The following is a 13,455-nucleotide window of genomic DNA, read 5'->3' as shown; positions in this document are numbered from 1 at the left end:
TCCGCCTGACGCCGTCAGCACAAACTTCGTTTGTGCGAGAGGCGGGAGAGGGCAATCATTCACGCCGCGCCGGGCACGCCCTTGGACGTGGAATATTCGAAATGCAGCGCCTCGCCGGGATAGACCAGCGGGCGGATGGCGTGGGCGGCCTGCGCTGCTTCGGCGAAGCCGCAGAGGATCAGCTTCAGCTTGCCGGGATATGTGGCAATGTCGCCGATGGCGAAGACGCCCGGCACGTTGGTGGCGCAGCCGGGCTGGGCGACGGCGATGTGGCTGCGCTCCAGATCCAGGCCCCAGTCGGCGATGGGACCGAGATTCATCGACAGGCCGAAGAAGGCCAGCAGCGCGTCAGCCGGCAGCGCCTTTTCCTCGCCGTCCAGCGTGGCGACGCGCACGGCGCTCAGCCGGCCGTTCTCGCCGTCCAGGCCGGAGAGCTGATAGGGCACCACCATCTCGATCCGGCCCTCGCGCACCAGGGCTTCCATGCGGGCGACGCTTTCGGGGGCCGCGCGGAACTTCGGACGGCGGTGGACGACATAGACTCGCTCCGCCACGTCGGCCAGGGAGATGGCCCAGTCGACCGCGCTGTCGCCGCCACCGGCGATCACCACCTTCTTGCCGGCGAAGTCCTGGCGGCGGCGCACCATGTAGAAGACGGACTTGCCCTCATAGGCCTCCAGCCCGTCGAGCGGCGGGCGGTTGGGACCGAAGGCGCCGCTGCCGGCGGCGATGACGACCGCCTGGGTGTCGATCTTCGTGCCGATGCTGGTCTCCACCAGCCAGCGCCCGCTGTCCTGGCGGGTCAGCTTTTCCACCTGCTGGCCAAGATGGTAGGTGGGCGAGAAGGGGGCCGCCTGCTCCGCCAGCCGGTCGATCAGGTCGGCCGCCTCGATCGAGGGGTGGGCGGGAATGTCGTAGATCGGCTTTTCCGGGTAGAGCGCCGTGCACTGGCCGCCGACCATGTCCAGCGCGTCCACCACATGGCAGCGCATCTTCAGCATGCCGCATTCGAACACGGCGAACAGCCCGACGGGGCCGGCGCCGACGATGACGACATCGGTGGTGAGGACATCGTTGCTGGAGGCGGTCTGCGACATGGAAGCCATTTCCTTGAGACGGGGTGCCGGATGGAGGAGGATGAAAGCCCGGCGAACGGTCCTTCCATTGTCCGCATTTCCCGGCCGGGTCAACCCCCAGCAAGGGCAAGGCGGTGCTGTGTCGCGCAAGAGCGCACGTGGCACGGGGCTCCAATGACGAGACAATTTTGCTTAAATTCGCTTAAATTTGTTGATTGCGCTCGGCGGTGGCGGGGCCGAGAGTACAGGCTTGCGGCGGATATCCGGGCTACCCAGTTCAGAGATCTGCCCGCATGCTAGTTTGGCCCACATGCCAGCTTGGGTGGAGGCCTGGGATGAAGGAACTTCGCTGTCTGGTCTTCACCGACCAGGAGGTCGTGCGGGCCGTGCTGGACCGCCGGCGCCGGGTGAAGGACACGCTGCCGGTCGGCACCGTGTCCAAGGTCGTCTATCACCGCCATGAGGGGCCGGAGCAGGAAGGCATCGAAACCCGCCTGACCATCACCGACGACAACGGCGTGGTGACCGAGCTGGGCCTTCCCGAAACCGAAGTGACGGCGGCGCTGGTCGGCTATTGCATGGGCCGGCGCATCCCCCTGCCAGTGGCATCCGACAAGATGCTGCACCTGATCAACGGCGCGCTGACGCTGATGATCACCATGAACTTCAACAAGGCGCCAAGGCTGGTGGTGGCCGGCGGCGCGGAAGGCGCCGGATCGGCGGCGGCAGACCGGCTGTCGCCCAAGCGGCGGGTCGGGCGGTAACTCCTCCTCTTCTTTCCAGCTTGCGGGCGGACAGCGGCTTCGCACAGTATCCGCGCCATGTCGGACACTCCCCTCCATACCGTCGCCGTCCCACTGCCGGACGAGGCCGCCACTGCGGCGCTGGGCCGGCGGCTGGGCGCCATCCTGCGGCCGGGCGACCTCGTGGCCCTGCGCGGCGACCTCGGCGCCGGCAAGTCGGCGCTGTCACGCGCGCTGATCCGCAGCGTCACCCATGAGGACGCCGAGGTGCCGTCCCCCACCTTCACCCTGGTGCAGACCTACGACACCGCCATCGGCCCGGTCTGGCATTTCGACCTCTACCGCCTGTCGGGGCCGGACGAGGTGTACGAACTGGGCTGGGACGATGCGCGGGCCGAGGCGGTGGCGCTGGTCGAATGGCCGGACCGGCTGGGCCCGCTGCTGCCGCCCGACCGGGTGGAGGTAACGATGCGGCATGACGGGCCGGATGCCCGCCGCGCGACGCTGACCGGCCATGGCGCGCTGGCGGCACGGGTCGCCGCCGCCGACTGGACGCTGTGATGGCCCCCGTGATAGCTGCCGTCTCTTCCGCGCGGGAAGCCGAGATCGCCGCCTTCCTGGCCGCCAACGGGCTGTCCGACGCGGCGCGGGAACCGCTGGCCGGCGATGCCTCCGCCCGGCGGTACGAGCGGCTGCGCAAGGCGGATGGCGGCACGCTGATCCTGGTCGACACGCCGGCCCCGGCCGAAGACCTCGTCCCCTTCATCGCCATCGGCGCCGAACTGAGCGCCATCGGGCTGTCGGTTCCCGGCGTGATCGCATCCGATGTAAAACGCGGTCTGGCGATACAGGATGATTTCGGAAACGAAACATTCACTCGCCTGCTCGCCGCTGGCGCCGATCCGCAGCCGCTCTACGAGATGGCGACCGACGCGCTGATCACCATCCACCGCGGCTGGCCGGAGGGGGCGGCGCAACGCCTCGCCCTGCCCGTCTACGACCCGAACCTGTTCATCGCCCAGACCCGGCTGTTCATCGACGCCTATGTGCCGGTGGTCCTGGGACAGCCGTTGAGCGAAAAGGATCGTTCCGATTTCGATACTGCCTGGCGGACGGTGCTGGAGCCGGTCTGCGCCGGGGCGCCGTCGCTCCTGCTGCGCGACTATCATGTCGACAATCTGCTGCGGCTGCCGCGGCCCGGCGTGAAGGCCGCCGGGCTGATCGACTTCCAGGGCGCCGGCTGGGGGCCGCGGGCCTACGACCTCGTCTCCCTGCTGGAGGATGCGCGGCGCGACGTGGCGCCCGATCTGGCGGACGCGATGGTCGCGCGCTATCTCGCCGCCTTCCCCGAGACCGATGCCGCTGCCTTCCGCCGCGCCATGGCGGTGCTGGGCGCCGTGCGCCACGCGCGGATCGTCGCCATCTTCGTCCGTCTGGCGCTGAGCCAGGGGCGGCGGTCCTACCTCGTCCATCTGCCGCGGGTCTGGCGCCTGCTGGAGGCCCAGCTGGCGAAACCGGCGCTGGCCCCGGTCGCCGGCTGGTTCGACCGCCATCTGCCGCCAGCCGCCCGTGCCGCCTTCGTCGTTCCGGAGATGATCTGAGATGACTGCGACCATTCCAGAAACCGCGCCCCAGACAGCCATGGTGCTGGCCGCCGGCCAGGGCCTGCGCATGCGGCCGCTGACCAACCACAGGCCGAAGCCGTTGATCCCGGTGCTGGGCAAGCCGATGCTGGACCATGCGCTCGACCGGCTGGCCGAGGCCGGCGTCGGCCGGGCGGTGGTCAACAGCCACTATCTCGGCGCCATGATCGGCGAGCATCTGAAGGACCGCACCGCCCCCGCCATCACCTTGTCGCCGGAGGAGACCCTGCTGGAGACCGGCGGCGGGGTGAAGAAGGCGCTGCCCCATCTCGGCACGGCGCCGGTCTATACGGTGAACGCCGACATCTTCTGGCTGGACGGGCCGATCCCGGCGCTGCGCCGCCTGGCAGCGCACTGGAACCCGGCGGAGATGGACGCGCTGCTCCTGCTGATGGCGACCACCAGGTCGGTCGGCTATGACGGGCTCGGCGACTATCACATGGACCCGCTGGGCGGGCTGACCCGCCGCGGCGAGCGCGAGTTGGCGCCTTTCGTCTATGCCGGGGTGCAGATCGTCAAGCCGGAGCTGTTCGCCGCCGACACCCCCGACGGCGCCTTCTCCACCAACCTGATCTGGGACCGCGCCCAGGCGGCGGGACGGCTGTTCGGCCTCGCGCATGACGGGCTGTGGTTCCACATCGGCACGCCCGCCGGGCTCCGGGAAGCCGAGGATCTGCTGGCCATCGGCGGCGTGCGGGCGGTGGCGCATTGAGGGCGGCCTTCCCTTATACTCACCGGCAAGCAGTTCATCCCTGGATCTGATCGCAGGCTCATGACCGACCCCAAAGTCTACAGCATCCCCGCGGGTGCGCCCTTCGTCGACATGCTGGCGGCGGGGATCATGGAACGGGTCGGTGGCGATCCGATGGCGCTGGCCGGCGTCACCGTGCTGCTGCCGACGCGGCGCGCCTGCCGGTCGTTGCAGGCCGCCTTCCTGCGGCGGTCCGGCGGGCAGCCGACACTGCTGCCACGGATGGCGCCGCTGGGCGAGCTGGATGCCGGCGACCTCAGCCTGACCGAAGAGGAGTTGCCCGACGTCCCGCTCGACCTGCCGGAAGCCATCTCGCCGCTGAACCGGCAGATGACGCTGGCCCGGCTGATCCTGGGGGCCGAGGGGCTGTCGGCGACCACGGCGCAGGCGGTGCGGCTGGGCGCCGACCTCGGCCGGCTGATCGACGCGGTGTGGACCGAGCGCGCCGCCTTCGACAAGCTCGAGTCGCTGGTGCCGGAGGATTACGCCGAGCACTGGCAGGTCACGCTGAAATTCCTGCGCATCATCACCGAGGTGTGGCCCGCCATTCTCGAGTCGAGCGGCGAGACCGACCCGGCCAAGCGCCGCAATCTGGCGCTGGAGACGCAGGCCGCCCTGTGGCAGGCCGCTCCGCCGCCGGGCATGGTGATCGCCGCCGGCTCCACCGGCTCCATCGTCGCCGCGTCCGACCTGCTATCGGTCATCGCCCGGCTGCCGCAGGGGGCGGTGGTGCTGCCCGGCCTCGACACCGGCGCCGACGACGTGATCTGGGACGCCATCGCCGACGACGAGTCCCACCCGCAGCATGGACTGTCACAGCTGATCCGCCTGCTGGGGGTTACCCGCGACGAGGTACAGCCCTGGACCGACGCGCCGGAGCCGCGCGGCGCCCGCGCCCGCCTGATCGCCGAGGCGATGCGGCCGGCGGCGACCACCGAGGGCTGGCGCGAGCTGTCCGGGGTGGAGGCTTCGGCGCTTGACGGGCTGACCCGCATCGACGCCGCGACATCGGAGGAAGAGGCGCAGGTCATCGCGCTGCTGATGCGCCATGCGCTGGAAACGCCGACGAAGACCGCCGCCCTCATCACCCCCGACCGCAACCTGGGGCGCCGGGTCGCCATGGCGCTGGCACGATGGGGCATCCTGGTCAACGACTCCGGCGGCCAGCCGCTGGCCCACACCGCCGTCGGCACCTATCTGCGGCTGACGGCGGAGCTGGCGGCGAGCCGGGTGCACCCGCTGGCGCTGCTGGCGCTCGCCAAGCACCCGATGGCGGCGGGCGGCCGCGACTCGGCGGATTTCCGCGCCGCCGCCCGCGCGCTGGAGCGCATCGTGCTGCGCGGTCCCCGCCCGGCGGAGGGCTTCGACGGCGTGCTGGCGGCGCTGGAGCAGGCCGACCATTTCGACCATGAGGAGCAGCAGGAGTTCCTGCGCACATGGCTGGTTGACATCGGCCAGCGCGCCACCCCCTTCCTGGAGGCGCTGAACAGCGAGACTCCGCTGGCCGACCTGCTGCGCGCCCACGTCGCCTTCTGCGAATCACTCGCCGCCGACGACGAACAGGAGGGGAAGGAGCGGCTGTGGCGGCAGGACGACGGCGAGGAGGCGTCGCGCTTCCTGGAAGATCTGCTGGATGCGACCGAGGGCTTCCCGGCGATACCGGCCAAGGATTACCCGGCGCTGCTCGATGCGCTGATGAGCGCGCGGGCGGTGCGCCCCCGCTACGGCCTGCACCCGCGCCTGTTCATCCTGGGTCCGATGGAGGCGCGCCTCCAGCATCTCGACCTGACCATCCTGGGCGGGCTGAACGAGGGGACCTGGCCGCCGGCGGCCTCCGCCGATCCGTGGATGTCGCGGCCGATGCGGCGCGATTTCGGCCTGCCCAGCCCGGAACGGCTGGTCGGCATGTCGGCCCACGACTTCGCCCATGCCTGCGGCGCGCCGGAGGTGGTGCTGACCCGCGCGGCGCGGGTGGAGGGCACGCCGACCGTGCCGTCGCGCTGGCTCTTGCGGCTGGAAACCGTGCTGCGGGCGCTGGATCTCGATGGTGTGATCGAAGAGCGCGGGGCCTGCTGGCTCGGCTGGGCGCGCGGGCTGGACGAGCCGGAGCGGGTGCAGCCGGTGTCCGCCCCCGAACCGCGCCCGCCGCTGACCGCCCGGCCGCGCAAGCTGTCGGTGACGGAGATCGAGACCTGGATGCGCGATCCCTACGCCATCTATGCCCGCCATGCCCTGCGGCTGCGGGCGCTCGACCCCATCGCCGCCGATCCGGGGGCGTCCGACCGCGGCCAGATCATCCACGACACGCTCGATGCCTTCGTCCGCGAGCATCCGGGGCCGCTGCCGCATGACGCGCTCGACCGGCTGATCGCGCTGGGGCGCGAGCGGTTCGGCCCGCTGCTGCGCAGCCATCCCGACGTCTGGGCCTTCTGGTGGCCGCGTTTCGAGCGGGTGGCCGGCTGGTTCGTCGATCTGGAGCGCGAGCGCCGCCCCCGCATCCGTCCGCTGGGAACGGAAGTGCCCGGCCGGCTGGAGCTGTCCGGTCCCGGCGGCCCCTTCGCCCTGACCGCCAAGGCCGACCGCATCGACCGCGGCCCCGACGGGCTGGTGGTGATCGACTACAAGACCGGCACCCCGCCGAGCGCGCGCGAGATCGAGCTTGGCTTCGCCCCGCAGCTGCCGCTGGAGGCCGCGATTGCCGCCGCCGGCGGGTTCAGCGGGGTGGACAAGGGCGCGGTGGCGGAGCTGACCTTCTGGCGCCTGTCCGGCGGCGACCCGGCCGGCGAGGAGAAGCCGGTGAAGGGCGACCCGGCGGCACTGGGCGATCAGGCACGGGCAGGTCTGGAGGCGCTGATCGCGCAGTTCGACGATCCGGAGACCCCCTACCGCTCCCGTCCTCGGCCGGCGATGGCGCCGCGGTATACGGACTATGCGCATCTGGCCCGCGTCCAGGAATGGTCCTCGGGCGGCGGGGAGGGCGAGTGATGGGGAGTGGTGTCGGCGGAATTCTCCCTCTCCCCCCTGGGGAGAGGGTCGGGGTGAGGGGGAAGCATTGCGTGCCTGCCCCGAAAATCCTGCTACGCATCCCCCTCACCCTAACCCTCTCCCCGGGGGGGAGAGGGGATAAACGCCTGCTCCGGCACCGGAAGCATCGCCCATGACCATGACCGACCAGCCCTCCCGAACCTTGCCGCTCGATCCCAACGTGGCGCAGCGGCGGGCATCCGATCCGACGGCGTCGGTGTGGGTCGGCGCCTCGGCCGGGTCGGGGAAGACCAAGGTGCTGACCGACCGGGTGCTGCGGCTGATGCTGTCCGGCACGCCGCCGGCGCGCATCCTGTGCCTGACCTTCACCAAGGCCGCCGCGGCGGAAATGGCGATCCGCATCAACCGGACGCTCGGCCTGTGGGCCACCCTGCCCGACGAGGCGCTGGAGGACCGGCTGGCCGACCTGTGCGGCGAGCGGCCGACCATGGAGGCGCGGCTGAACGCGCGCCGCCTGTTCGCCCAGGTGGTGGACTGCCCCGGCGGCATGAAGATCCAGACCATCCACGCCTTCTGCCAGTCGCTGCTGCGCCGCTTCCCGCTGGAAGCCGAACTGGCGCCGCATTTCGACGTGATGGATGACCGCACCGCCGACGGGCTGCTGACCGAGGCGCGCGACGCCGTGCTGCATGCCGGCCGGACCGAGCCGGACAGCCCGCTCGGCCGCGCCATGGGCCGGCTGACCGGCGAGCTGAATGCCGAGGATTTCGCCGGGCTGCTGGCGGAGCTGGCCGGCCAGCGCGGGCAGGTGGAAAGGCTGCTCAAGGACTTCCATGGGCTGGACGGGCTGATCGACGCCATCCACGACACGCTGAAGGTGCCGCCGGGCGTGACCGAGGAGTCGATCCTCACCCACGCCTGCCACGACGACCAGTGCGAGCCGCCGGCCCTGCGCGAGGCCTGCCGGGCGCTGTCGGGCGGCAGTGCCAGCGACCAGGAACGCGGCATCGCCATCCAGCACTGGCTGGACGCCGCCGACCGCCGGGTACGCGCCTTCGAAGCCTACAGGCGGCTGTTCCTGACCGCCGAGGGCAGTCCGCGCAAGACGCTGATGACCAAGAAGCCGGCCACCGCCTACCCGCAGGCGCTCTTGTCCCTGCAGAAGGAGGCCGAGCGGCTGGTGGAGATCTCGGAGCGGGTGAAGGCCGCCGGGGTCGCCGCCTCGACCACCGCCCTGCTGACGCTGGCGCAGGCGATGCTGGACGCCTACCGCGACCGCAAGGCGGCCCGCGCCCTGCTGGATTACGACGATTTGATCCTGGCGGCCAACCGGCTGCTGAGCGGCGGCGACGGCAAGGCGCCACGGGTGCCCTGGGTGCTGTACAAGCTGGACGGCGGTCTCGACCACATACTGATCGACGAGGCGCAGGACACCAATCCCGACCAGTGGGCCATCGTCGCGGCGCTGGCCGGCGAGTTCTTCGCCGAACTGGAGGCCGCTGCGCCGGACGGCAAGATCCGCACCGTCTTCGCGGTGGGCGACGAGAAACAGTCGATCTTCAGCTTCCAGCGCGCCGATCCAGCGGAATTCGCCCGCATGCGCCGCCATTTCCAGGAGAAGGCGGAGTCGGCCGAGCGGCTGTGGGCGGGGGTCGACCTCGACATCTCCTTCCGCTCGACCTCCGCCGTGCTGGAGACGGTGGATGCCGTCTTCGCGCTCGACCGCGCCCGCGACGGCGTGGCGTCCGACGCCAGCCCCACCATCCGCCACCGCGCCTTCCGCCGCGGACAGGCCGGGTTGGTCGAGCTTTGGCCGCCGGTGAAACCGGCCGAGGCCATCGAGATGCCGGCCTGGGCGCCGCCGGTGGCGCGCGAGTCCGCCGATTCGCCGTCCGCCCGCCTCGCCTCGGTCATCGCGGCGACGGTGCATCGCTGGATCGACAGCGGCGAGAAGCTGGAGGCCAAGGGCCGGCCGGTGCAGCCCGGCGACGTCATGGTGCTGGTCCGCCGCCGCACCGCCTTCGTCACCGAACTGGTGCGGGCGCTGAAGGACCGCGGCGTGCCGGTGGCCGGCGTCGACCGCATGGTGCTGACCGAACAGCTCGCCGTCATGGATCTGGTGGCGCTGTCCGATTTCCTGCTGCTGCCCGACGACGACCTGACGCTCGCCACAGTGTTGAAGGGGCCGCTGGTGGGCTTGAGCGAAGAGGCGCTGTTCCGCATCGCCCATGGCCGGCGCGGCACGCTGTGGCGCTCGCTGGTCGCGCTGGCGGAGATCGAGCCGGAGTTCCGCCCGGCCCGTCGCTATCTGGGCGACCTGCTGGCGCGCACCGACTTCTCCGCCCCCTATGAGCTGTTCGCCGGACTCTTGAACCGGCCCTGCCCGGCCGATGAGCGGTCGGGGCGCCGCGCGATCCTGAAGCGGCTCGGCCCCGATGCCCAGGACCCGCTGGAGGAGTTCCTGGCCGTCTGCCTCGCCTTCGAGAAGACCGAACCACCGTCGTTGCAGAATTTCCTGGCCTGGCTGGCGGCCAGCGACGCCGAGATCAAGCGCGAGCTGGAACAGGGCGGCGGCACCGTGCGGATCATGACCGTCCACGGATCCAAGGGGTTGCAGGCACCGATCGTCTTCCTGCCCGACACGCTGGGCAGCCCGACCCAGAGCCCGCCGATCCTATGGCCGGACGACGATTGCCCGGTGCCGCTGTTCGCCGCCCGGCGCAGCCAGGAGGACGGGCTGTGCGCCGAGGCACGGGCGCGGGCCAACCGGCGGCGCGACCAGGAATACCGCCGGCTGCTCTATGTCGCGCTGACGCGGGCGGAGGACCGCCTCTACATCTGCGGCCATCAGGGCAAGCGCGAGCCGTCCGACGATTGCTGGTACCGGCTGGTCGAGGAGGCGATGCGCGACAACGGCGTGCCGCACCCCTTCGACTTCACCGGCCTCTGCCCCGACGGCTGGGCGGGAGAGGGCTGGCGGCTGGTCGGCGCCCAGACCGCCGTGGTGCCGCGCCATGTCGAGATCGAGGACAGCGTGGCGGCCGAACCGCCGCCGCCCTGGATCGGCGAACCGGCGCCGGGCGAGCCGGAGCCGTCGCGCCCGCTCACCCCGTCGCGGCCGGACGGCGAGGAGCCGGCGGTGCGCTCGCCGCTCGGCAACGACGACGGCCAGCGCTTCCGCCGCGGCCTGCTGGTGCACCGGCTGTTGCAGACGCTGCCCAATCTGGCCGAAGAGGCGCGGGACGCCGCCTGCCGCCGCTTCCTGGCCCGGCCGGCGCACAAGCTGACGCCGGAACAGCAGGACGCCATCGCGCGGGAGACGCTGGCGGTGCTGAGCCATGCGGAGTTCGCGCATCTGTTCGGCCCCGGCTCGCGGGCGGAGGTGCCGCTGATCGGCGTGGTGGCGCTGGGCGACGGCAGCCGGGCGCTAGCCGGACGCATCGACCGGCTGGCGCTGACCGGCGATACGGTGTGGATCGTCGACTACAAGACCAACCGGCCGCCGCCGCGGGATCTGGAAGACGTACCAATGGTTTACCGGCGCCAGATGGCGGCCTACCGCGAGGCGTTGCGGGCGGTCTATCCGGGGCGGCGGGTGCGCTGTGTCCTGCTGTGGACCGACGGTCCCTACACCATGGAGCTGCCGCCGTCGGTGCTGGACGCGGCGGCAGCGGGGCTGGCGCCGCGGGCGGGGTGAGGGCCGGCCGGTGGGTCACCCAAAAGATGGGGTGACTTGACCGGCCGGGCGCCTCCGCCCTACATTTTGCTCAATTCCACTGACGGGGCGATGCCCGCCGGCCTTTCACAACCGGTCCGCGGCGCTTCCGACTCAAGGCAAGAGGTCACATGAGCACCACCATCAAGGTTACCGACGACAGCTTCGAGCAGGACGTCCTGAAGGCCAGCGGCCCGGTCCTGGTCGATTTCTGGGCGGAATGGTGCGGCCCCTGCAAGATGATCGCCCCGGCGCTCGACGAGCTGGCCGGCGAGTATGAGGGCAAGGTCACGGTCGCCAAGCTGAACATCGACGAGAACCCGGGCACCCCGGGCAAGTACGGCGTGCGCGGCATCCCGACCCTGATGCTGTTCAAGGACGGCAGCGTCGCCGCCACCAAGATCGGCGCCCTGCCCAAGGGTGCGCTGTTCCAGTGGGTCGACTCGGCGCTGTAAGCCGGCATCTGGACAGAGTTCAGGTAAGGAAAAGCCCCGCCCGCGGCCACCGCGGCGGGGCTTTTCCGTTGGGCCGTTTTATCCGGCCGACGGAGTGCCGAGGAAATCCAGAAGCTTCCGAGCCAGTTCGTCGGGCAGCTCCTCCGCCATGTGGTGGCCGCAATCCAGGCCGCGCCCACGCAGGTCCGGCGCCCAGGGTCGCCAGACTGCCAGAACGTCACCGTAGAGTTCCTCCAGATCGTCCCGCAACGACCACAGGGCCAGCACCGGACAAGCCAGCCGCCGTCCGGCCGCGCGGTCGGCCGCATCGTGGTCGCGGTCGATGCCCAGCCCGGCGCGGTAATCCTCCAGCATGCCGTGCACGGTGGCAGGATCATGGATGGCCGCGCGGAAATCCCGGTAGGCCTCCTGCCCCATCGCGTCTGCCGAGCCGCCATACCAGGCATCGGGATCGGCCAGGATGGCGCGCTCCGGCTTGTCCGGCTGGGCGTAGAAGAACCAGTGCCACCAGGCGCGGGCAAAGCGGGCATCGCACCGCTCCAGGGCCTCCCAGATCGGTACGCCGTCGAGCAGCGCGAGGCGGGTGACGGCGGCGGGATGGTCCATCGCCAGACGGAACGCCGTATAGGACCCGCGGTCGTGGCCGACGACGGCGAAGCGCTCGAAGCCGAGGTGCCGCATCAGGGCGAGGCAATCCAGCGCCTTGGCCCGTTTGGAGGAATTGGCGTGATCCGGCCGGTCCGCCGGCTTCGACGACTGGCCGAACCCCCGCAGGTCCGGGCAGACCACGCTGTGGGAGGCCGCCAGCAGCGGCGCCACCCGATGCCAGGTCGCATGGGTGCGCGGATGGCCGTGGAGCAGCAGGACCGGACTGCCCTGCCCGCCATGCCGGACCCGCAGGGTCGCGTCCGGCAGTTCGACGGTCTCCAGCGCGAATCCTTCGAACATCGTACCCTCCCCGCTTTCCCTTTCCAGCATTGAACAGGAACCAGCATTGAACAGGAAAATGGCGGCACGGGCGGCGAAGTTCCTCCACCGATCTGGTAAGGACGGCGGTGAGGGCGGACGGCAAAACGGACCGCAGAGGAACGTCGGCGGCCCGTACCTGTATCGGGGAAAGTCTTGAGGTCAGGCGTTTTTACCCCAGACACCAACGGGTATCAGGGAGACTTCGGCTTTGCCGTATCCTTACCTGCCGCCCCCGCCACCTCCGCGGTGCGGGCAAGATTGTCGGCGGCGGCGCGGCCCCATTCGCTGTCGGGGGCGACGCGACGGGCCAGCGACCAGTCGTCGCGCGCTGCCCCCAGGTTGCCACCCAGCGCCTTGACGTTGCCGCGCAGCAGGATCGCCTCCGGGTCGCCAGGCTTCAGTTCCAGCGCCTGATCGATGTCGGCCAGCGCCTGCCGGTAGTTGGACAGCGCCTTGTGGGCACTCGCCCGGTAGAGATAGGCGTCGGCCCGCTTCGGGTCGCGCGACAGTGCCGCGTCCAGGTCGGTGATGGCGTCCCAGAAGCGTTCGCCCTCGGCACGGGCGAAGGCGCGGTCGATCAGCAGGTCGATGTCGTCCGGCGTCTTGTCGAGGGCGGCGCTGTAGAGCCGCTCCGCCCGCCCCTGGTCGCCGGCCCGCAGCCACGCCCAGCCGGCCCGGCCGAGCAGCGAGGCAGCGGCCCTGGGATCGTCCTTGCCCAGCGTCGGCACCAGCGCCTCCATCTGGGTACCGGCCGCCTTGAAGTCGCCGGCGTGGAACAGCGCCAGCGCCCCGCAGAGCTTGGCGGAATCGCCGCCGCCCTGCTCCTGCCAGCGTCTGGCGTCGGCCAGGGCGCCGTCGGGATTGGCCTCCGCCTTGGCGGCGCAGGCCTGCAGCTCCCGGTTGCGGTCGAGAGCGGAGGAGGCGCCGGCGGCGGGAGCGGCGGCAGCCGGGGCGGGGGCCTGGGCCGCCGTCAGCGGAGCCGGGAGGATTGCGAAAAGCCCCATCGCAAGGGCGGCGGAAAGGTAGGGATTGCGTCGGGTCATGGTGCCTTTACACTCCGCCATCGCCGGGCGGGGCGCAAGTCCCCCACACCAAACCGGTGGCCCGTCCCCGGCTGT

At 71.0% G+C, this 13,455-nt stretch carries 10 protein-coding genes; 7 read left to right on the top strand and 3 right to left on the bottom strand.

The genetic code is table 11. The features are described from left to right. Positions 1-59 precede the first annotated feature (59 nt). Positions 60-1,097 carry an NAD(P)/FAD-dependent oxidoreductase gene (locus tag J2848_RS18790; protein ID WP_149234613.1) on the bottom strand — a complete coding sequence of 346 codons (1,038 nt, stop codon included), beginning with the start codon at positions 1,095-1,097 and terminating at the stop codon, positions 60-62. A gap of 314 nt (positions 1,098-1,411) precedes the next feature. Here J2848_RS18790 and J2848_RS18785 point away from each other — a divergent pair, with 314 nt between their 5' ends. The 7 genes from J2848_RS18785 (at position 1,412) to trxA (ending at position 11,368) form a co-directional block, all read left to right on the top strand. Further along, positions 1,412-1,840: a hypothetical protein gene (locus tag J2848_RS18785; protein WP_149234614.1), complete on the top strand. Its 429-nt coding sequence runs from the start codon at positions 1,412-1,414 to the stop codon at positions 1,838-1,840. Positions 1,841-1,897: 57 nt separating this feature from the next. Then, the gene (gene tsaE / locus J2848_RS18780; protein ID WP_211103311.1) at positions 1,898-2,380 is read left to right on the top strand and encodes a tRNA (adenosine(37)-N6)-threonylcarbamoyltransferase complex ATPase subunit type 1 TsaE; all 483 of its coding nucleotides are present in this window, start codon (positions 1,898-1,900) and stop codon (positions 2,378-2,380) included. Further along, positions 2,380-3,420, top strand: coding sequence for an aminoglycoside phosphotransferase family protein (locus J2848_RS18775; protein WP_246194329.1), 1,041 nt, complete (start codon positions 2,380-2,382; stop codon positions 3,418-3,420). The genes tsaE and J2848_RS18775 overlap by 1 nt, the downstream gene beginning before the upstream one ends. A 1-nt stretch (position 3,421) precedes the next feature. Next, positions 3,422-4,174, top strand: a complete 753-nt coding sequence (locus J2848_RS18770) for a nucleotidyltransferase family protein (protein WP_149234615.1) — start codon at positions 3,422-3,424, stop codon at positions 4,172-4,174. A 60-nt stretch (positions 4,175-4,234) separates the two neighbouring features. Then, positions 4,235-7,198 (top strand): double-strand break repair protein AddB, encoded by a 2,964-nt coding sequence (gene addB, locus J2848_RS18765; RefSeq protein ID WP_149234616.1) that lies wholly within the window; start codon positions 4,235-4,237, stop codon positions 7,196-7,198. Between the two features lie 172 nt (positions 7,199-7,370). Continuing rightward, positions 7,371-10,895: a double-strand break repair helicase AddA gene (gene addA, locus J2848_RS18760; protein WP_149234617.1), complete on the top strand. Its 3,525-nt coding sequence runs from the start codon at positions 7,371-7,373 to the stop codon at positions 10,893-10,895. Positions 10,896-11,044: 149 nt separating this feature from the next. Further along, a complete protein-coding gene (gene trxA, locus J2848_RS18755) occupies positions 11,045-11,368 on the top strand; it encodes a thioredoxin TrxA (RefSeq protein ID WP_149234618.1) in 324 nt (107 codons plus the stop codon). A 78-nt stretch (positions 11,369-11,446) separates the two neighbouring features. Here trxA and J2848_RS18750 read toward each other — a convergent pair whose 3' ends face one another. Then, positions 11,447-12,316 (bottom strand): alpha/beta fold hydrolase, encoded by an 870-nt coding sequence (locus J2848_RS18750; protein WP_149234619.1) that lies wholly within the window; start codon positions 12,314-12,316, stop codon positions 11,447-11,449. Between the two features lie 212 nt (positions 12,317-12,528). Next, the gene (locus J2848_RS18745) at positions 12,529-13,380 is read right to left on the bottom strand and encodes a tetratricopeptide repeat protein (RefSeq protein ID WP_149234620.1); all 852 of its coding nucleotides are present in this window, start codon (positions 13,378-13,380) and stop codon (positions 12,529-12,531) included. Positions 13,381-13,455: the final 75 nt, after the last annotated feature.

Source organism: Azospirillum lipoferum, assembly GCF_024170005.1.
Classification (GTDB): Bacteria; Pseudomonadota; Alphaproteobacteria; order Azospirillales; family Azospirillaceae; genus Azospirillum; species Azospirillum lipoferum.
The sequence above is the reverse complement of the archived record's forward strand: the minus strand, read 5'-3'. Positions and strand labels throughout refer to the sequence as shown.